16 protein-coding genes are annotated in these 20,063 nt (G+C 54.3%); 7 read left to right on the top strand and 9 right to left on the bottom strand.

Annotated elements, in window-relative coordinates; all coding sequences use genetic code 11:
• Nucleotides 1-9 precede the first annotated feature (9 nt).
• Nucleotides 10-753, bottom strand: coding sequence for a cell division protein ZapD (gene zapD / locus RW65_RS14290; RefSeq protein WP_039057439.1), 744 nt, complete (start codon nucleotides 751-753; stop codon nucleotides 10-12).
• Nucleotides 753-1,373 (bottom strand): dephospho-CoA kinase, encoded by a 621-nt coding sequence (coaE, locus tag RW65_RS14285; protein ID WP_039057438.1) that lies wholly within the window; start codon nucleotides 1,371-1,373, stop codon nucleotides 753-755. Before coaE ends, zapD begins: the two co-directional genes overlap by 1 nt.
• 320 nt (nucleotides 1,374-1,693) lie before the next feature.
• On the opposite strand from coaE, the gene RW65_RS14280 reads away from it, so the two are divergent.
• Nucleotides 1,694-2,737, top strand: coding sequence for a GMP reductase (locus RW65_RS14280; protein ID WP_039057437.1), 1,044 nt, complete (start codon nucleotides 1,694-1,696; stop codon nucleotides 2,735-2,737).
• Nucleotides 2,738-2,769: 32 nt separating this feature from the next.
• Here the strand turns inward: RW65_RS14280 and hofC are convergent, their stop codons facing one another.
• The 4 genes from hofC to nadC all read right to left on the bottom strand — a co-directional run bounded on the left by hofC (nucleotide 2,770) and on the right by nadC (nucleotide 6,866).
• Nucleotides 2,770-3,972, bottom strand: a complete 1,203-nt coding sequence (hofC, locus tag RW65_RS14275) for a protein transport protein HofC (RefSeq protein WP_039057436.1) — start codon at nucleotides 3,970-3,972, stop codon at nucleotides 2,770-2,772.
• The gene (gene gspE, locus RW65_RS14270) at nucleotides 3,962-5,356 is read right to left on the bottom strand and encodes a type II secretion system protein GspE (protein WP_039057435.1); all 1,395 of its coding nucleotides are present in this window, start codon (nucleotides 5,354-5,356) and stop codon (nucleotides 3,962-3,964) included. The genes hofC and gspE overlap by 11 nt, the downstream gene beginning before the upstream one ends.
• A 9-nt stretch (nucleotides 5,357-5,365) precedes the next feature.
• Nucleotides 5,366-5,800 (bottom strand): prepilin peptidase-dependent pilin, encoded by a 435-nt coding sequence (ppdD, locus tag RW65_RS14265; protein WP_039057434.1) that lies wholly within the window; start codon nucleotides 5,798-5,800, stop codon nucleotides 5,366-5,368.
• 172 nt (nucleotides 5,801-5,972) lie between these two features.
• Complete coding sequence (gene nadC, locus RW65_RS14260) at nucleotides 5,973-6,866, bottom strand: carboxylating nicotinate-nucleotide diphosphorylase (protein WP_039057433.1); 894 nt, start codon at nucleotides 6,864-6,866, stop codon at nucleotides 5,973-5,975.
• Nucleotides 6,867-6,995: 129 nt separating this feature from the next.
• Here nadC and ampD point away from each other — a divergent pair, with 129 nt between their 5' ends.
• Together ampD and ampE are read left to right on the top strand one after the other, a co-directional pair.
• Nucleotides 6,996-7,559, top strand: coding sequence for a 1,6-anhydro-N-acetylmuramyl-L-alanine amidase AmpD (gene ampD, locus RW65_RS14255; RefSeq protein WP_039057432.1), 564 nt, complete (start codon nucleotides 6,996-6,998; stop codon nucleotides 7,557-7,559).
• Nucleotides 7,556-8,410: a beta-lactamase regulator AmpE gene (gene ampE, locus RW65_RS14250; RefSeq protein ID WP_039057431.1), complete on the top strand. Its 855-nt coding sequence runs from the start codon at nucleotides 7,556-7,558 to the stop codon at nucleotides 8,408-8,410. Before ampD ends, ampE begins: the two co-directional genes overlap by 4 nt.
• A 15-nt stretch (nucleotides 8,411-8,425) precedes the next feature.
• On the opposite strand, the gene RW65_RS14245 is transcribed toward ampE, so the two are convergent.
• The 3 genes from RW65_RS14245 to aroP form a co-directional block, all read right to left on the bottom strand.
• Nucleotides 8,426-9,376 carry a glycoside hydrolase family 43 protein gene (locus RW65_RS14245; RefSeq protein ID WP_039057430.1) on the bottom strand — a complete coding sequence of 317 codons (951 nt, stop codon included), beginning with the start codon at nucleotides 9,374-9,376 and terminating at the stop codon, nucleotides 8,426-8,428.
• On the bottom strand, nucleotides 9,376-10,782 hold the full coding sequence (locus RW65_RS14240; protein ID WP_039057429.1) for a glycoside-pentoside-hexuronide (GPH):cation symporter: 1,407 nt from the start codon (nucleotides 10,780-10,782) through the stop codon (nucleotides 9,376-9,378). The genes RW65_RS14245 and RW65_RS14240 overlap by 1 nt, the downstream gene beginning before the upstream one ends.
• A gap of 172 nt (nucleotides 10,783-10,954) precedes the next feature.
• The gene (aroP, locus tag RW65_RS14235; RefSeq protein ID WP_039057428.1) at nucleotides 10,955-12,325 is read right to left on the bottom strand and encodes an aromatic amino acid transporter AroP; all 1,371 of its coding nucleotides are present in this window, start codon (nucleotides 12,323-12,325) and stop codon (nucleotides 10,955-10,957) included.
• Nucleotides 12,326-12,862: 537 nt separating this feature from the next.
• On the opposite strand from aroP, the gene pdhR reads away from it, so the two are divergent.
• The 4 genes from pdhR to lpdA all read left to right on the top strand — a co-directional run bounded on the left by pdhR (nucleotide 12,863) and on the right by lpdA (nucleotide 20,020).
• Nucleotides 12,863-13,627, top strand: a complete 765-nt coding sequence (gene pdhR / locus RW65_RS14230) for a pyruvate dehydrogenase complex transcriptional repressor PdhR (protein ID WP_039057427.1) — start codon at nucleotides 12,863-12,865, stop codon at nucleotides 13,625-13,627.
• 184 nt (nucleotides 13,628-13,811) lie between these two features.
• Nucleotides 13,812-16,475, top strand: coding sequence for a pyruvate dehydrogenase (acetyl-transferring), homodimeric type (aceE, locus tag RW65_RS14225; RefSeq protein WP_039057426.1), 2,664 nt, complete (start codon nucleotides 13,812-13,814; stop codon nucleotides 16,473-16,475).
• Between the two features lie 14 nt (nucleotides 16,476-16,489).
• On the top strand, nucleotides 16,490-18,394 hold the full coding sequence (gene aceF, locus RW65_RS14220; protein ID WP_039057425.1) for a pyruvate dehydrogenase complex dihydrolipoyllysine-residue acetyltransferase: 1,905 nt from the start codon (nucleotides 16,490-16,492) through the stop codon (nucleotides 18,392-18,394).
• A gap of 201 nt (nucleotides 18,395-18,595) precedes the next feature.
• Nucleotides 18,596-20,020, top strand: coding sequence for a dihydrolipoyl dehydrogenase (gene lpdA, locus RW65_RS14215; RefSeq protein ID WP_039057518.1), 1,425 nt, complete (start codon nucleotides 18,596-18,598; stop codon nucleotides 20,018-20,020).
• Nucleotides 20,021-20,063: the final 43 nt, after the last annotated feature.

The raw sequence follows: 20,063 nt of genomic DNA, 5'->3' as shown, positions 1-20,063 counted from the left end.
CGGAACTCCTTAACAGCAGGCCAGTTCGAAATCCAGCCGCTCCGGTACAAGACCGTTCTCGCTGTCGAAGGGCATAAAACGAATAGCAAAGCGGCTTTTATGGCCAGAAATTTGCGGGTACAAACGATCCTTAAGGGGGATCTGCAGGCGCAGCAGATCGGCATCGTCGCCGTTATCCTGATAAAAACCGTTCAGGCTGGTCTGGCGACGAAACGGGGATGCATTGCGAATAAGATCCAGGATCAGCGACAGCGTCGCGCGCAGCGGATCCAAACTTTCAAGCCACAGGGCGATCTGCGCATCGCGTTGTTCATGGGGTAAGTGCAGCCACATATGCAGCGTCGGTAAATCGAAGCTACAGCATCCGCCAGGGATGCTGAGGCGCTGGCGCACTAAGCCAATCAGTCTGTCTTCACGCAGGTACTGACCGATGCGCGGCGCGGCCATCAATACGGCGCCGCTCTCTTTCAGCTGCTGGCGGATGGCTTCAATACGATTAAGATCAACGCCGGGCACGTCGCTCCAGCCCTGGAGTTTACGCTGCTGACGCTCCAGCTCTTTAAGTAATTCTGTGCGAATATCGCCCCGTTCAAACACATCCAGCATATCGCCCATGTTGCGGAAAAAATGCAGCGCGTCAGCGTGATCGTTTAACGGTAAATGGATCGAGAGTTGTTGCAGTAAAAACTCAACGCGCAGCCATGTACGCATCTTTTCGTTGAGCGGATGTTCAAAAAGGATGTGGGTGTGCATTATGATTTTTCCTGTGATACGGCCTGCGAAGCATAATCAAGATAAGCTGCATGCAAGCGGGCAACATCCGATGCAATCGCATCTGGTGCGCCATTATTGTCAATAACATCATCCGCGATAGCAAGTCGCGCTTCGCGTGTGGCCTGGGCCGCGAGAATTTTTTCTGCTTGTTCGCGGCTAACGCCGTCACGCTGCATGGTGCGTGCAATTTGTGTTTCAACCGGGACGTCGATAACCAGCACCCGATCGGCTCTATCATAAAGCTGGTTTTCCACCAGCAACGGAACGACCCACAGTACATAAGGTGAAGTTGCTTGCGCAATCTGGCGCTGCGTTAACTGTTGAATAAGCGGGTGGAGTAAACCGTTTAGCCAGGCTTTGTCAGCCGGGGAAGCAAAGATACGTTCACGCAACAGGCGACGATTTAATGAGCCGTCCGCGAGAAGGATATCAGCGCCGAAATGCCCGGCAATGGCGCGCAGCGCGTCGGTCCCGGGTTCCACAACCTGGCGCGCGATTATATCCGCATCGACAATATTAATGCCCTGTGCCGCAAAAGCATTTGCCACGGTGCTTTTGCCGCTGCCGATACCGCCGGTTAACGCAACCGTATAGCCCATTACACTTTGTCCTAAAGTAGCCTGCCATTATTCACATTGCGTCGTTTTTCGGCCTGCGTAACGCTTTTTCGTCCCGTTTCTGAGAGATGAAAAACGTAAAACTGCAAATTTAATTATGAGTTATTTCAATTGGTTGCAATTAAAACAAGCGACAATGAAAACATTTGACCGAAACTGACCTGTTCACCAGGTAAATTTATAGGATTGTAGCTTAAAAAAAGAGAAATTCGCAGTCTTGCGCGGTCCTTATTAGCGCGTATGATAGCGTCACTGGAGTTGTGAGTTTGTTATTTCGCCATTGACCCCAGGAATTTGCACACATGCGTATTGAAGAAGATCTGAAGTTAGGTTTTAAAGACGTTCTTATCCGCCCTAAACGTTCTACTCTTAAAAGCCGTTCCGATGTTGAGCTGGAGCGCACCTTCACCTTTAAACATTCCGGGATGAGCTGGTCTGGCGTGCCGGTTATTGCGGCCAATATGGATACGGTAGGGACTTTTGCGATGGCAAAAGCGCTGGCGTCATTCGATATTCTTACCGCGGTACACAAACACTACTCTGTTGAAGAGTGGGGCGCGTTTGTTCAGCGCGAGTCCGACGAGGTGCTGCGCCATGTGATGGTCTCTACCGGCACGTCCGACGCCGATTTCGAAAAAACCAAACAGATCCTCGCCCTGCATCCGGCGCTCAATTTTGTCTGCATCGATGTTGCTAACGGTTACTCCGAGCATTTTGTGCAATTTGTTGCCAAAGCGCGTGCCGCCTGGCCGGACAAAACCATTTGCGCCGGTAATGTCGTTACCGGGGAAATGTGTGAAGAGTTGATTCTGTCCGGTGCCGACATCGTGAAAGTGGGCATTGGCCCGGGTTCCGTCTGTACCACGCGCGTTAAAACCGGCGTCGGTTACCCGCAGCTTTCTGCGGTGATTGAGTGTGCCGATGCGGCTCACGGCCTCGGCGGCCAGATTGTCAGTGATGGCGGCTGTACCGTGCCCGGCGATGTGGCGAAAGCCTTTGGCGGCGGCGCGGATTTCGTCATGCTTGGCGGTATGCTGGCGGGTCACGAAGAGAGCGGCGGCACCGTGGTAGAAGAGAACGGTGAAAAATTTATGCTCTTCTACGGCATGAGTTCTGAATCCGCCATGAATCGCCACGTTGGCGGCGTTGCGGGTTACCGCGCGGCGGAAGGAAAAACCGTCAAGCTGATGCTGCGCGGCCCGGTGGAAAATACCGCCCGCGATATTCTTGGCGGTCTGCGTTCGGCCTGTACCTATGTCGGCGCTTCTCGCCTGAAAGAACTGACCAAACGTACGACCTTTATCCGCGTTCAGGAACAAGAAAACCGCGTTTTCAATAGCCTCTGACCGCTTTGCAGGCGCACCGCGCTGCGCCTGCGTTATCCTCCTGCGCCCATGGCATCTCCCAGATGAAAAATGGGTAGATACATCGCCACCACCAGCACACCAATCACCAGCCCGGTGATCACCAGTAATAGCGGTTCCAGCACGGCGGCCAGGCTATCGGCCAGAAGATGGGTTTGCTCGCTATGATGCTGTGCCAGATTTTCCAGCATACTGTCCAGCGCGCCCGACACTTCCCCTGTGCGAATCAGTTGAATACACAACGGTGGAAATTCGCCACTCTCCTTTAACGCCGCAGAAATGGCTTCCCCCTCGGTGATTTGCCGGTGCGCGCGTTGCAATACCGCCCGCCAGTAAGGACAGGTGAGCGTCTCTATCACGCTCTCCAGCCCTTGTAAAAAAGCGATGCCGGCACGCTGGGTCAATGCCAGCACGGTAAATATTTGGCTGAGCCGCTGACCGCGCACCAGAGGGCCTATGATCGGGCTTACCAGTATCCAGCGTTGTTTATAGCGCTGCCAGTCAGCATGATTGCGCAGCATATGCAGAGCCCCACCGGCGATGATCGCAGCTATTGCCAGCGGTAGCGCCGCACGCTGCATAATGTCGGCGCTGGCTATGACTCCCCGCGTTAAGCCGGGCAGCGGCGTGTTGAAGGTCTGATAAATAGCGGTAAATTCCGGTAATACAAGGTAGATCATCGCCACGACTACCGCCGCCGTCAGCGCCAGGATGATTGACGGATAGCGCAGCGCCTTTTTCACCTTCTGCGCCAGCTCTCGTTCAGCTTTTTGCTGCTCAGCAAGTTTAAAACAGCACTCTTCCAGCTTGCCGGTTAACTCTCCGGTGCGAATCATCGCCAGCCAGAGCGGCGGAAATACCTCCGGCCACTGGCGCAGGGCGTCACAGAAGGTTTCACCCTGTTCCAGCGCCTGCGCCAGGTGATGTAGCAGCGCGCGCCACTGCCTTGCCTCATGTTGTTCTGCCAGTAGCTCCAGCCCCTCCGGTAAGGTTAGACCGGCTCGCAGCAGGGTCGCCAGCTGATGCAACAACGGGCTGCTATATTCTGCTTTCCACAACGCGCGTCGAATTGGGCAACGCTTTAGCGAGAGCGGATGAATATGCTGCTGGTATAACAGCAAAACGGTAGCGGTGCGGTTTTCGCTCCAGTAGAGGCCGCTTTGCAGCTCACCGCTCCTTGTCAGCCCGGACCAGTGCCAGAGTTGTTTACTTGCCACCCGGGAAACCCAATATGCGTACCAGTTCTTCCAGCGTGGTGAGCCCTTGCTCCACGGCGAGGCAGCCGTGCTGAAATAAGGTGGTCATTCCATCTTCGCGCGCCAGCCGGGCGATTTCATCGGCGCTGAGATCGCTGGCGATGGCCTGGCGAACCTCCGGGCTGATGGCCAGCACTTCAAATAATGCCACCCGGCCGTAAAAACCGTGGTAGCACTGCTCGCACCCCTCGGCGCGCCAGCGAGGCAGCGGACGCGGCCATACATTACCCGGCAAGGTATTGTTTTCAATCCCCAGCTTACGGCAGTGTGGGCACAATCTTCTCACCAGCCGCTGCGCTACCACCAGCGAAAGCGCGGAGGAGATCATCCAGCGCGCCACCCCCATTTGTTGAATGCGTATCAGCGCTTCGCTGGTGGAGTTAGTGTGCAGCGTCGACAGCACCAGATGGCCGGTTTGCGCGGCCTTAATGGCTATTTCTGCCGTTTCGCCGTCGCGAATTTCGCCGACCATAATAATGTCCGGATCCTGGCGCAGTAAGGCACGGAGCACGCTCTGAAAGGTCAGCCCGGCACGGGGGTTGATCTGCGTCTGAATCAGCCCGCTCAACGGGATCTCTACCGGATCTTCGACGCTACAAATATTCACTTCTGGCTTGTTGCGCGCCTGCAGTGCGCTATACAGGGTCACGGTTTTACCGCTGCCCGTTGGCCCGGTGACCAGAATCAATCCTTGCGGCTGCGCCAGCGCTCTGTCAAACAGCGCGACCTGCGCGTCGGTCATACCGAGCGCCGCGATTTCCAGCGCCTGATTCACCTGGTGCAAAAGCCGTAACACCACTTTTTCACCGTGGCGGCAGGGCAAGGTGGCAATACGAAACGAAACGGACTGCCCGGACAACTCAACGCTAAACTGCCCATCCTGCGGGATGCGCCGTTCGGCGATATCAAGATTACCCAACACTTTTAACCGTGCCGTAAGGGTGCTGCTTAGCGTACCGGGTAGCGGTGACAGTGCATGCAGTACGCCGTCGACACGTAAGCGAATGGCATAGTCGTTTTCACCCGGTTCAAAATGGATATCGGAGGCGCGCAGTATCAGCGCTTGTTGTAGCGTGTGGTTTAAGATCTCTACCGCTGAGCCGGTATCTTCTTTTGACTCGGCCACGGTCGGCATCGCTGCCTGTGCATTTCGCTGATGATGCTTATCCATCTGCTCCGGCGTCCAGCAACGGATATCGATACGCTTTTGCAGGGAAAACTGCAGAGATTCCATTAACTCCGTGCTGGGGCTTTCCACCACCGCGAGGGTAAGAAGATCCTCTTCGCTGTTGAGTATCACCGCATTGTGGCGCTGGCAGAGCGCCAGCAGTTTATCCTCTTTCATTGCTGCTCCTTAGCGTCCGGTACGAAAAACATCTTCACAGGCCTGCTGCAAGGCGCTGTCTGCTTGCGTATTGCAGGCTCGCGTCCAGCCCAGCATGCCGTCTGCGTTACTCCACTGCGGCGTCATGACTACGCTAAGCCCGTTCAAACTCTCTTGCCCGGTTAGCGTAACGATGCCTCGTTCAACGCTGATGGCTGAAACATAACGGGTGGTGGTCGGCGCAGGAATACCGTTGCTGCTGGCGTCGCAATTGCCCGTGCCGCCGCGCTCCAGCGCGCAGAGTTCAACCGCGGTGCGATAGGGCACATACGCTTGCAGCATGTCCGTCAGGGCGGCTTTGCGCAGGTAGTTTTGATAGGCGGGAATACCGATAGCGCTCAGGATGGCAATAATGCCAATCACCACCATCAGCTCAATTAAGGTGAATCCTTGTTGTCTGTTCATCGACGGCTCCTTGTTTGAGCCATCACTTTGTCAGCACGGGTAACGCCTGGCGAGGAGGAAAAAGTGAAGCGGGATAGCGCTTTCCAGTATTAGTGAAGGTATTGCAGCGCAGAACAAAAACAATGCGAGAAGTCACACAAAAAACGGGCCAGCGGCCCGTTCAACATACGATTCAACGAAAGCGCATCGAAAGGTCGAGAGCGCGAACATGCTTGGTGAGCGCGCCGACGGAGATATAATCGACACCGGTTTCGGCAAATTCACGCAGGGTTTGCTGGGTGACGTTACCGGACACTTCCAGCCGCGCCTGGCCCTGGTTTCGCTTCACGGCCTGGCGCATTTGCTCGGTGGTGAAGTTATCCAGCATGATAATATCCGCCCCGGCTTTCAGCGCATCGTCGAGCTCTTCCAGCGTCTCCACTTCGACTTCAACGGGCACATCCGGATGCATCCAAAACGCTTTTTCCACCGCCTGGCGTACGGAGCCGGCGGCGATAATATGGTTCTCTTTAATCAAAAACGCGTCGGAAAGCCCCAGCCGGTGGTTGGCACCGCCGCCGCACAGTACCGCGTATTTAAGCGCGGTCCGCAATCCCGGCAGCGTTTTGCGCGTATCCAGCAGTTGCGTTTGCGTGCCGTTGAGCAGCTCAACGTAGCGATGCACTTCGCTGGCGACGCCGGAGAGGGTCTGCACAAAATTGAGGGCGGTGCGCTCCCCGGTCAGCAGCACGCGAGAAGGGCCATCAAGCTCGAATAAGGGCTGATCGGCCGTAATCGCATCGCCATCGGCCACATGCCAGGTCATCGTGACATCATCGCCCGCCAGCTGAAGAAAAACCTCTTCAACCCAACGTTTTCCGCAGAAGATGCCCGCTTCACGGGTAATGATCACCGCATGGGAGCGGTTTTCTGCCGGTAACAATTGCGCGGTAATGTCATTATCGACATTCACTTCTCCGCCCAGATCTTCACGCAGGGCCTGGGCCACTGCGGCAGGGATATCCCGTTCGATGCGTTCCATAAGCGCGTCACGTCGGAGGTTGGGGTTATAGCGGCGAGGCGGCATGATAGACTCCAAAAAGGGTAACGAATCACAATGTTAGGTTATGTCCTGCAGGCAACGCCATTCCGGGACACAGTCTAAACATGCTACCCTGAAGCGTGTTTCAGCACCATCCTCTATAAGGAGTTCCTTATGCAGTTACGCAAGGGCTGGCTGGTCGAGGCGCGGCACGTACCGTCTCCCCATTTTGACTGCCGCCCGGACGATGAACAGCCTTCATTACTGGTGGTGCATAATATCAGCTTACCGCCAGGACAATTTGGCGGTCCATGGATAGACGCGCTGTTCACCGGCACGCTGGATGCCAGCGCCGATCCCTTCTTCGCTGAGATTGTTCATCTGCGTGTTTCCGCACACTGCCTGATTCGTCGCGACGGTGAAATTGTGCAATATGTGCCTTTCGATAAACGCGCCTGGCATGCGGGTGTATCGTGCTGGCAGGGACGTGAGCGCTGTAATGATTTTTCGATTGGTATTGAACTGGAAGGTACCGATCATCTGCCCTATACCGATGCGCAATATCGTCAACTGGCGGCGATCGCAACAACGGTGATTGAGCTTTACCCGTCGATTGTTGACAATATGACCGGACACAGTGATATCGCCCCCGAACGGAAGACCGATCCCGGACCCGCCTTTGACTGGGCGAGATTTCGCGCGCTGGTGGCCGGTATGTCAGAAAAGGAGATGCCATGACATTATTCACCCTGCTGTTGGTATTAGCAGCGGAACGGCTGTTTAAACTGGGAGAGCACTGGCAACTGGACCATCGGCTGGAGGTGCTGTTCCGGCGTGTAAAACATTACTCGATGTTCAGAACCGTGCTAATGGCCGCGCTGGCGATGCTCATTACCTTCCTGTTCTTGCGCGCGGTGCACGGGCTCTTTTTTAATGTACCGCTGTTGATAGTGTGGATCCTGCTCGGGGTATTGTGCATTGGTGCCGGGAAAGTCCGTCTGCATTATCACGCCTATCTGAAAGCCGCGTCGCGTAACGATGCCCATGCCCATACGGCGATGGCTAACGAGCTGACGTTAATCCACGGTGTGCCGCCGGGTTGCGACGAGCGGGAATTTCTGCGCGAGCTGCAAAACGCCCTGCTGTGGATTAACTTCCGCTTTTATCTCGCGCCGCTGTTCTGGTTTATTGTTGGCGGCGCGTGGGGGCCGGTGTTGCTGGTGGGGTATGCGTTCCTTCGCGCATGGCAGTATTGGCTGGCGCGGTATAAAACGCCAAACGAGCGTCAGCAGTCGGGCATTGATGCGCTTTTACATCTGCTGGACTGGGTGCCGGTACGCCTGGCAGGCGTTGTTTATGCGCTGGTGGGGCACGGTGAAAAAGCGCTGCCCGCCTGGTTTGCTTCTCTTGCCGACCGTCACACCTCGCAGTACCACGTGCTGACGCGCCTCGCGCAGTTCTCGCTGGCGCGTGAGCCGCATACGGATAAAGTGGAGACGCCAAAAGCCGCCGTCTCCATGGCGAAGAAAACCTCGTTGGTGCTGGTTGTGGTGGTGGCATTGTTAACGATTTACGGCACGCTGATGTAATCGCGTGCCGCAATCTTATTGATTATCCGCCGCCGGGATGCCGAAGTCAGGCATCCCGTTTTCTTGCCAGCGAATGGTTTTCAGGCGGGTATGACGATTGGGATCGTAGAGCGGATCGCCTTCGATTTCGGTGTAATTTCTGGCGTGATACACCAGAACATCTTCCCCTTCCGGCGTTTGCGTAAAGCTATTGTGCCCCGGCCCGTACTGGCGGTTTTCGTAGCTGGTTTTGAATACCGGCTGCGGCGATTTATGCCAGTTTGCCGGATCCTGCGGGTTGGCCGCGATATCGATCCACAGCAGACCCATACAGTAGTTTTCGTCGGTGGCGCTGGCTGAATAGCTGATGAAAAGTTTATCGTCGTGGAACAGCACCGCCGGTCCTTCGTTGACCAGAAAACCGCGGCACTCCCAGTCAAACTCCGGTTTGCTTAACATCACCGGCTCGCCTTTCAGCGTCCAGGGATTTTCCATTTCTGCCAGATAAAGATTGGAGTTACCGGCAATATCCGGCGCTTTTTGCGCCCACAAATACCAGCGCTTGCCCTGATGCTCAAAGGTCGTTGCGTCCAGAGCAAAGGTGTCGAACGGCGTTTTCACCTGGCCTTTTTCTACCCAGCGGCCGGTGAGGGGATCGGCATCACTACACTCCAGCACGAACATGCGGTGCTGGAACATATTGAGCGCATCCAGCGCTTTGGTCCATGTAGCGGCAAAGTAGAGATACCATTTGCCATCAATATGATGCAGTTCCGGTGCCCAAATCAGTTCGCTCATTGGCCCGCTTTGCGGCTTGCGCCAGACCACCACGCCTTCGGCGCTGCGTAATCCGTCGAGCGTTGCTGCGCGGCGGATCTCCAGGCGATCGTACTCGGGCACCGAGGCCACGAAGTAGTAGTGGTTTTCATGGCGCAGAATAAACGGATCGGCGCGCTGCTCAATAAAGGGATTCGGCCAGTTACTCATTATGCATTCCTTACGTTATCGCCTGCCGGTACCGTCTTGCGTTCGCTCAGCTCATGGTAATTGACGCGGCGTTTTTCCAAATCCGCCTGAATCTGTTTCATCAGTTCACGGTCGACTTTCAGCAAGCGTACGACGCCTGCGGTAATCAGATAGCCTACGCCCGGAATAATCGTAAACAGCAGCATAATCCCGTTAATGGCGGAGGCGCTCTGCTCTTTAGCCCCGGCTTCGTAACCATACCAGGAGAGCAGGAAACCGACCATCGCACCGGCGACCGCCAGACCTACTTTCAGGAAGAACAGGTTACCGGAGAAACTGATGCCGGTAATACGTTTGCCGGTTTTCCATTCGCCGTAATCATCAACGTCCGCCATCAGCGACCAGTGCAGCGGGGAAGGGATCTGATGCAGGATGTTGAGCAGGAAGTAGAGCACGGCAATCAGCACCGTGGCGTGCGGATCGAAGAAGTAGAAAGCACAGGAGAAAATAGCCAGCGCGATATTGGTCCAGAAGAAAACCTTCAGCTTGCACCAGCGGTCGGTCAACACTTTCGCCAGCATACTGCCGATCATCATGCCCACGACGCCAAGGCTGATAAACATCGTGGCGAAATGAGTGCTTTGCCCCATTACCCAGGTGACGTAATACATGGTTGCCGCCATGCGGATAAAACCGGGGCAAACGTTGCACAGGGTCAGCAGCAGGATGCGCACCCACTGGTCGTTTTTCCACACGTCTTTCAGGTCTTTCTTCATGTCATCGTGGGTCGGCACCGCAGGGCGGACACGCTCACGCACGGTGGCGAAGCAGAACAAGAACATGCACATGCCAATAAATGCCAGCACCATCATCGCCATCTGATAGCCTTTCGCTTTATCAGCGCCGCCGAACCACTCGGCCATCGGCAACAGGGTAAGCGACAGCAGCAGCGTTGCTATCCCCACCATTACAAAGCGGTACGACTGGCAGGCGACCCGCTCTTTCGGATCGTTAGTGATAACGCCACCGAGGGAGCAGTAAGGAATGTTAATCGCCGTGTAGGTCAGCGAGAGGAGGAAATAGGTGATAAAGGCATAGATAACCTTGCTGTTATAGGTCCATTCCGGCGTGGTAAACATCAGCACGCTGAACACGGCGTACGGCAGGGCTATCCACAGCAGCCAGGGGCGAAAACGCCCATATTTGCTTTGCGTGCGATCGGCTAGCGCCCCCATTAGCGGGTCGGTTACCGCGTCAATAACGCGAATTGACAGCAGCAGTACCCCAACTAAAGCAGGGGCAAGACCGAAGATATCGGTATAAAAGTAGTTAACAAACAGCATGATAGCGCCAAATATAATATTACATCCGGCGTCGCCCATGCCGTAGCCAATCTTTTCTTTAACAGACAGTTTAGTGTTGTCCATTGCCAGTGCTCCCTGTGAGATATGCAATGAATTATTCGCCTGGAAGTTTTACTTTGCGTAGCATCATCAGGCCGCAGTGATGGACAAAATGGCTGTGACAGGAAAAGTGTGAGGAAGGTAACAGGTAGGAAACAGCCCTCTTCACGATGGAAGAGGGCAAAAAAAGTAGGGATTAATTGGCTTTCACCGCGCGGGCGTTTTTCTGCTTTAACAGGTAGCCGACGCCGAGGATGGCGATCCATACCGGGATCAGGTAGACCGAAATCGCCATACCGTCAGTCATCAACATAATGACCAGCACGGCGGCCATAAAGATCAGGCAGATCCAGTTACCCAGCGGGTAAAACAGCGCCGGGAAACGCGGCTTAACGCCTTGCTGCTGCTTAGCACGGCGAAAACGCATATGCGCCAGGCTTATCATCGCCCAGTTGATCACCAGCGCGGAAACCACCAGCGCCATCAGCAGACCAAACGCAGATTCCGGTGCCAGGTAGTTAATCAGTACGCACAGCGCAGTGAACAGTGCAGAGGTAATAATCGTATTCACCGGCACGCCGCGTTTATCGACCTGTTGCAGAATTTTCGGCGCGTTGCCCTGTTTCGCCAGGCCAAACAGCATGCGGCTGTTGCAATAGACGCAGCTGTTATAGACAGAGAGCGCTGCCGTCAACACCACAACGTTTAACGCATTCGCCACAAACGAGTCGCCCAGTTCGTGGAAGATCAGGACAAACGGGCTGGTATCGGCGGTCACCCGCGTCCACGGCATCAGGGAGAGCAGCACGGCCAGCGAACCAATATAGAAAATCAGGATGCGGTAGATAACCTGGTTGGTCGCTTTCGGAATGCTTTGCTCTGGATTGTCGGCTTCTGCGGCGGTGATCCCCACCAGCTCCAGCCCACCAAAGGAGAACATGATAATCGCCATCATCATCACCAGCCCACCGAAGCCGTGCGGCAAGAAGCCGCCCTGGTCCCAGAGGTTACGTACGGTGGCCTGCGGACCTGCGCTGTCGCTGAACAGCAGCCAGCCGCCAAAGACGATCATCGCCACAACGGCGAAAACCTTAATAATGGAAAACCAGAACTCCATCTCACCAAACACTTTTACATTGGTCAGGTTGATGGCGTTGATAATCACAAAGAAGACGGCAGCGGAGACCCAGGTGGGGATCTCCGGCCACCAGAATTGCACATATTTGCCAACGGCGGTGAGCTCCGCCATCGCCACCAGCACATACAGCACCCAGTAGTTCCAGCCGGAAGCGAAGCCTGCGAAGCTGCCCCAGTATTTATAGGCGAAGTGGCTAAACGAACCTGCTACCGGCTCTTCAACGACCATTTCGCCAAGCTGGCGCATGATCAGAAAAGCGATAAAACCGGCAATGGCATAGCCGAGAATAATGCCGGGGCCGGCGGATTGAATGACCGATGCGCTGCCCAGAAACAGCCCAGTCCCAATAGCGCCACCCAGCGCGATAAGCTGAATATGGCGGTTCTTCAGGCCGCGCTTTAGCTGATCGCCGTGCTGTTGACCTTCCATTATGAAACCTCGTGTGTGGTTGTTATGTGTACGCTTTCAAATGCGTGTAAATATTAAATTCCATTTTTTGTATTTATTAGTTTACGAAAAGATAATATGAATTTTCATCGTTCTCTTTCGTACGACTCAGAATAGTGGTAAGCGGCAGGGAATGCATCTGCTTTATGAACCTCCTGTGACGACATGGTGAAAAAGAGACCAGTTGTCACTAACCCTTCTACCTCTTCACTTCTTATTTTTAGCTTATTTAACCTAAATTTATGAATAAATATTCATTTTTTGTGCGACTGAATCGGTTCAAATGATTTGGCTGACGTTTCATTAACGTTAAATGTGCCTCTTTTGGAGTAAATGAGGCATTTGTGCAAGGTTACATTTTTGAAACGTCATTTCTGTATCATTGTTAAAATGTGCCTGGTTTCCTGATTTCAATCAAAACCTGTATGGACAGAAGGTGAATACTTTGTTACTTTACCGTCAAGAACATGCAATTGGTAAGACCAATTGACTTTGGGCGAATGGCAGAGACAGGGAATCATGGCCTACAGCAAAATCCGCCAACCAAAACTTTCCGATGTGATTGAGCAGCAACTGGAGTTTTTGATTCTCGAGGGGACATTGCGCCCCGGTGAAAAACTGCCTCCAGAACGCGAACTGGCCAAACAGTTCGATGTTTCTCGTCCTTCCCTGCGCGAGGCCATTCAGCGTCTCGAAGCGAAAGGCCTGCTCCTTCGTCGCCAGGGTGGCGGAACGTTTGTCCAGAGCAGCTTGTGGCAAAGCTTCAGCGATCCGCTGGTTGAGCTTCTTACCGATCATCCCGAATCCCAATTTGACCTGCTTGAGACCCGCCACGCGCTGGAAGGGATCGCTGCATATTACGCGGCGCTGCGCAGTACAGATGAAGACAAAACGCGGATAAGCGAGCTGCATCATGCCATTGAGCTGGCGCAGGAGTCGGGGGATTTGGACGCAGAGTCCAGTGCGGTGGTGCAGTATCAAATTGCTGTCACCGAGGCTGCACACAATGTTGTGCTGCTTCATCTGCTACGCTGCATGGAGCCGATGCTGGCGCAAAACGTTCGTCAGAACTTTGAATTGCTCTACGCGCGCCGCGAAATGCTGCCGCAGGTCAGCAACCATCGTTCAAGCATTTTTGCCGCCATCATGGCCGGCAAGCCGGAAGAGGCGCGTGAAGCATCGCACCGCCATCTGGCGTTTATTGAAGAGATTTTGCTGGACAGAAGTCGTGAGCAGAGCCGTCGTGAACGCTCGCTGCGACGGCTGGAGCAGAGAAAGAATTAGAATTTTCTGGGGCATTTTGCACCGGAAGAGTGGTAACACCAGCGCCAAACTTTAGAGCGCGGCAACTAAACGCAGAACCTGTCTTATTGCACTTTTGTGGTGGCTATGGAAAGCATGAGCATGAAAATGCAATGGGACAGGTTCCAGACAAATCAACGAATTAGATAGATAAGGAATACCCCCCATGTCAGAACGTTTCCAAAATGACGTGGATCCGATCGAAACTCGCGACTGGCTACAGGCGATCGAATCGGTCATCCGTGAAGAAGGTGTTGAGCGCGCTCAGTATCTGATTGACCAGCTCCTTTCTGAAGCCCGCAAAGGCGGTGTGAAAGTGGCAGCTGGCACAGGGGCGAGCAACTATGTAAACACTATTGCCGTTGAAGATGAGCCGGAATACCCGGGCAATCTGGAACTGGAACGCCGCATTCGTTCAGCTATCCGCTGGAACGCCATCATGACGGTGCTGCGTGCGTCCAAAAAAGACCTCGAGCTGGGCGGCCATATGGCTTCCTTCCAGTCTTCCGCGACCATTTACGAAGTTTGCTTCAACCACTTCTTCCGTGCACGCAATGAGAAAGACGGCGGCGACCTGGTCTACTTCCAGGGCCACATCTCTCCGGGCATCTACGCACGTGCATTTGTTGAAGGCCGTCTGACCGAAGAGCAGATGAACAACTTCCGTCAGGAAGTTCACGGTAAAGGTCTCTCTTCTTACCCGCACCCGAAACTGATGCCGGAATTCTGGCAGTTCCCGACCGTATCAATGGGTCTGGGTCCGATCGGTGCGATTTATCAGGCGAAATTCCTCAAATATCTGGAACACCGTGGCCTGAAAGATACCTCTGAACAGACCGTTTACGCGTTCCTCGGCGACGGTGAAATGGATGAGCCAGAATCCAAAGGTGCGATCACTATCGCTACCCGTGAGAAACTGGATAACCTCTGCTTCATCATCAACTGTAACCTGCAGCGCCTGGATGGCCCGGTCACCGGTAACGGCAAAATCATCAACGAACTGGAAGGCATCTTCAGCGGTGCTGGCTGGAACGTTATCAAGGTGATGTGGGGTTCTCGTTGGGACGAGCTGCTGCGTAAAGATACCAGCGGTAAATTGATCCAGCTGATGAACGAAACCGTTGACGGCGACTATCAGACCTTTAAATCCAAAGATGGCGCGTACGTTCGCGAACACTTCTTTGGTAAATACCCGGAAACCGCCGCGCTGGTTGCAGACTGGACTGATGAGCAGATCTGGGCCCTGAACCGTGGCGGTCACGATCCGAAGAAAATTTACGCTGCACTGAAAAAAGCGCGTGATACCAAAGGCAAAGCTACCGTTATCCTGGCGCATACCGTTAAAGGTTACGGCATGGGCGACACCGCCGAAGGTAAAAACATTGCGCACCAGGTGAAGAAAATGAACATGGACGGCGTGCGTTATATCCGCGACCGTTTCAATGTTCCTGTCACCGACGAGCAGGTTGAAAAACTCTCTTACATCACCTTCGACGAAGGTTCTGAAGAGCACAAATACCTGCACGAACGTCGCCAGGCGCTGAAAGGCTACCTGCCGTCGCGTCAGCCGAAATTCACGGAAAAACTGGAGCTGCCGCAGCTTTCCGACTTCTCTCAGCTGCTGGAAGAGCAGAACAAAGAGATCTCCACCACCATCGCTTTCGTCCGTGCCCTGAACGTGATGCTGAAGAACAAGTCCATCAAAGACAGACTGGTTCCGATCATCGCCGACGAAGCGCGTACCTTTGGTATGGAAGGTCTGTTCCGTCAGATTGGTATCTACAGCCCTAACGGTCAGCAGTACACCCCGCAGGACCGTGAGCAGGTTGCATACTACAAAGAAGACGAGAAAGGTCAGATCCTGCAGGAAGGTATTAACGAGCTGGGCGCAGGCGCATCCTGGCTGGCTGCTGCGACCTCTTACAGCACCAACAACCTGCCGATGATCCCGTTCTATATTTACTATTCCATGTTCGGGTTCCAGCGTATCGGTGACCTGTGCTGGCAGGCAGGCGATCAGCAGGCTCGCGGCTTCCTGGTCGGCGGTACCTCCGGTCGTACTACCCTGAACGGTGAAGGTCTGCAGCATGAAGATGGCCACAGCCATATTCAGTCTCTGACTATCCCGAACTGTATCTCTTACGACCCGTCTTACGCGTACGAAGTGGCTGTGATCATGCATGACGGTCTGCAGCGCATGTACGGTGAAGCGCAAGAGAACGTTTACTACTACATCACCACGCTGAACGAAAACTACCACATGCCGGCGATGCCGGAAGGTGCTGAGGAAGGTATCCGTAAAGGTATCTACAAACTCGAAACCGTTGCCGGTAGCAAAGGTAAAGTTCAGCTGCTGGGCTCCGGTTCTATCCTGCGTCACGTACGTGAAGCAGCGCAGATCCTGGCGAAAGATTACGGCGTCGGCTCTGACGTTTACAGCGTAACCTCCTTCACCGAACTGGCGCGTGATGGCCAGGATTGTGAGCGCTGGAACATGCTGCACCCGCTGGAAACTCCGCGCGTACCGTACATCGCTCAGGTGATGAACGATGCACCGGCGGTGGCTTCCACTGACTATATGAAACTGTTCGCTGAGCAGGTTCGTACTTATGTACCGGCTGATGATTACCGCGTACTGGGTACCGATGGCTTCGGTCGCTCCGACAGCCGTGAAAACCTGCGCCACCACTTCGAAGTTGATGCTTCTTATGTTGTGGTTGCTGCTCTGGGCGAACTGGCTAAACGTGGCGAAATCGACAAGAAAGTGGTGGCGGATGCGATCACCAAATTCAACATCGATGCAGAAAAAGTTAACCCGCGTCTGGCGTAAGAGGTAAAGAGATAATGGCTATCGAAATCAAAGTACCGGACATCGGGTCTGATGAAGTTGAAATCACCGAAATCCTGGTCAAAGTGGGCGACAAAGTTGAAGCTGAACAGTCGCTTATCACCGTAGAAGGCGACAAAGCCTCTATGGAAGTCCCGTCTCCTCAGGCTGGCATCGTGAAAGAGATCAAAGTCTCCGTTGGCGATAAAACTGAGACCGGCGCACTTATTATGATTTTCGATTCCGCCGACGGTGCAGCAGCCGCTGCACCTGCGCAGGAAGAGAAGAAAGAAGCCGCTCCGGCAGCCAGCGCTCCGGCCGCTGCGGGTGCAGCTAAAGAAGTGAACGTACCTGACATCGGCGGTGACGAAGTTGAAGTAACCGAGATTCTGGTAAAAGTAGGCGATACTGTTACCGCTGAGCAGTCTCTTATCACCGTTGAAGGCGATAAAGCCTCGATGGAAGTCCCGGCACCGTTCGCGGGTACCGTGAAAGAGATCAAGGTTAACACCGGTGACAAAGTCTCTACCGGCTCTCTGATCATGATCTTCGAAGTGGCGGGTGCTGCACCGGCTGCCGCGCCTGCACAGGCCGCTGCTCCGGCGGCGTCTGCTGCTCCAGCAGCCGCTGGCGGCGTGAAAGAAGTCAACGTTCCGGACATCGGCGGTGATGAAGTTGAAGTGACCGACGTGATGGTGAAAGTGGGCGATAAAGTTGCCGCTGAACAGTCACTGATCACCGTTGAAGGCGATAAAGCCTCAATGGAAGTCCCGGCACCGTTCGCCGGTACCGTGAAAGAGATCAAAATCAGCACCGGCGACAAAGTCTCTACCGGCTCTCTGATTATGGTGTTTGAAGTGGAAGGCGCTGCGCCTGCTGCTGCCCCTGCGGCTAAGCAAGAAGCGGCGGCACCGGCACCGACGGCGAAAGCTGAGAAACCGGCTGCGGCCCCTGCTGCAAAAGCAGAAGGCAAATCCGATTTCGCCGAAAACGACGCGTATATCCATGCTACCCCGCTGATTCGCCGCCTGGCGCGCGAGTTTGGCGTAAACCTGGCGAAAGTGAAGGGCACCGGTCGTAAAGGCCGTATCCTGCGCGAAGACGTCCAGGCGTATGTGAAAGATGCGGTGAAACGCGCTGAGTCTGCCCCTGCCGCTGGCGCGACCGGTGGTTCTCTGCCGGGCCTGCTGCCGTGGCCGAAAGTGGACTTCAGCAAGTTTGGTGAAATCGAAGAAGTGGAACTGGGCCGTATCCAGAAAATCTCGGGTGCTAACCTGAGCCGTAACTGGGTGATGATCCCGCACGTTACGCACTTCGACAAAACCGATATCACCGATCTGGAAGCGTTCCGTAAACAGCAGAACGCCGAAGCTGAGAAACGTAAGCTGGATGTGAAGTTCACCCCGGTGGTCTTTATCATGAAAGCCGTGGCTGCCGCTCTTGAGCAGATGCCGCGTTTCAACAGCTCGCTGTCTGAAGATGGTCAGAAACTGACGCTGAAGAAATACATCAATATCGGCGTTGCGGTTGATACCCCGAACGGTCTGGTTGTTCCGGTCTTTAAAGACGTGAACAAGAAGAGCGTCACCGAGCTGTCCCGTGAACTGACGGTCATTTCTAAGAAAGCGCGTGACGGTAAGCTGACCGCTGGCGAAATGCAGGGCGGTTGCTTCACCATCTCCAGCATCGGCGGCCTGGGTACCACCCACTTCGCACCGATTGTTAACGCGCCGGAAGTAGCTATCCTGGGCGTCTCCAAATCTGCAATGGAGCCGGTCTGGAACGGTAAAGAGTTCGTACCGCGTCTGATGATGCCGATTTCGCTCTCCTTCGACCACCGTGTGATTGACGGTGCGGATGGTGCGCGCTTTATCACCATCATCAATAACATGCTGTCCGACATTCGCCGTCTGGTGATGTAATCAGAAAAGCCGGCCTGACGGCCGGCTTTTTTCTGGTAATCTCATGTGCGTTGAGGTTATTGGGGCTTAAGGACAATTCGTTTGCCGTTTGTTGTTTCAAAATTGTTAACAATTTTGTAAACTGCGGGCGGATAGAACGTCCCGGTGGATGAAGGGCGACACGAAGTACCCCTGACCGCCGGAAATCAATAAGAGGTCATGATGAGTACTGAAATCAAAACTCAGGTCGTGGTACTTGGGGCAGGCCCGGCAGGTTACTCTGCTGCCTTCCGTTGCGCTGATTTAGGTCTGGAAACCGTCATCGTAGAACGTTACAACACCCTTGGCGGTGTGTGCCTGAACGTAGGTTGTATCCCTTCTAAAGCGCTGCTGCACGTTGCAAAAGTTATCGAAGAAGCCAAAGCGCTGGCTGAACACGGTATCGTCTTCGGCGAACCGAAAACCGATATCGACAAGATTCGTACCTGGAAAGAGAAAGTGATCACGCAGCTGACCGGCGGTCTCGCGGGTATGGCGAAAGGCCGTAAGGTGAAAGTGGTCAACGGTCTGGGTAAATTCACCGGGGCGAACACCCTGGAAGTGGAAGGTGAAAACGGCAAAACCGTTATCAACTTCGACAACGCTATCATCGCGGCGGGTTCCCGTCCGATTCAACTGCCGTTTATTCCTCATGAAGATCCGCGCGTATGGGACTCTACCGACGCACTGGAGCTGAAATCCGTTCCGAAACGTATGCTGGTTATGGGCGGCGGTATCATCGGTCTGGAGATGGGTACCGTGTATCATGCGCTGGGTTCAGAGATTGATGTGGTTGAGATGTTCGACCAGGTTATCCCGGCCGCTGATAAAGATATCGTTAAAGTCTTTACCAAACGCATCAGCAAGAAATTCAACCTGATGCTGGAAACCAAAGTGACCGCCGTTGAAGCGAAAGAAGACGGTATTTACGTTTCCATGGAAGGCAAAAAAGCCCCGGCGGAAGCGCAGCGTTATGATGCCGTGCTGGTGGCTATCGGTCGTGTGCCGAACGGTAAGAACCTCGATGCCGGTAAAGCAGGCGTGGAAGTTGATGACCGTGGCTTTATCCGCGTGGATAAACAGCTGCGCACCAACGTGCCGCACATCTTCGCAATCGGCGATATCGTCGGTCAGCCGATGCTGGCGCACAAAGGCGTGCATGAAGGCCACGTTGCCGCAGAAGTTATCGCCGGTAAGAAACACTACTTCGATCCGAAAGTTATCCCGTCTATCGCCTATACCGAGCCAGAAGTGGCATGGGTAGGTCTGACAGAGAAAGAAGCGAAAGAGAAAGGCATCAGCTACGAAACCGCCACCTTCCCGTGGGCTGCTTCTGGCCGTGCTATCGCTTCCGACTGCGCTGACGGTGTGACCAAACTGATTTTCGACAAAGAGACCCACCGTATTATCGGCGGCGCGATTGTCGGCACCAACGGCGGCGAGCTGCTGGGCGAAATCGGTCTGGCTATCGAAATGGGCTGCGATGCGGAAGATATCGCGCTGACCATTCATGCGCACCCGACCCTGCACGAATCTGTGGGTCTGGCCGCTGAAGTGTTCGAAGGCAGCATTACCGATCTGCCGAACCCGAAAGCGAAGAAAAAGTAATTTTCGTCCGTTTTCACAGGTAGTCTAAATCAGGCGAGTCAGG

The organism is Enterobacter sp. Bisph1 (genome assembly GCF_000814905.1).
Taxonomy (GTDB): Bacteria; Pseudomonadota; Gammaproteobacteria; order Enterobacterales; family Enterobacteriaceae; genus Kosakonia.
Note: the sequence above shows the minus strand (reverse complement) of the source record. Positions and strands in the feature narration are given on the sequence as shown.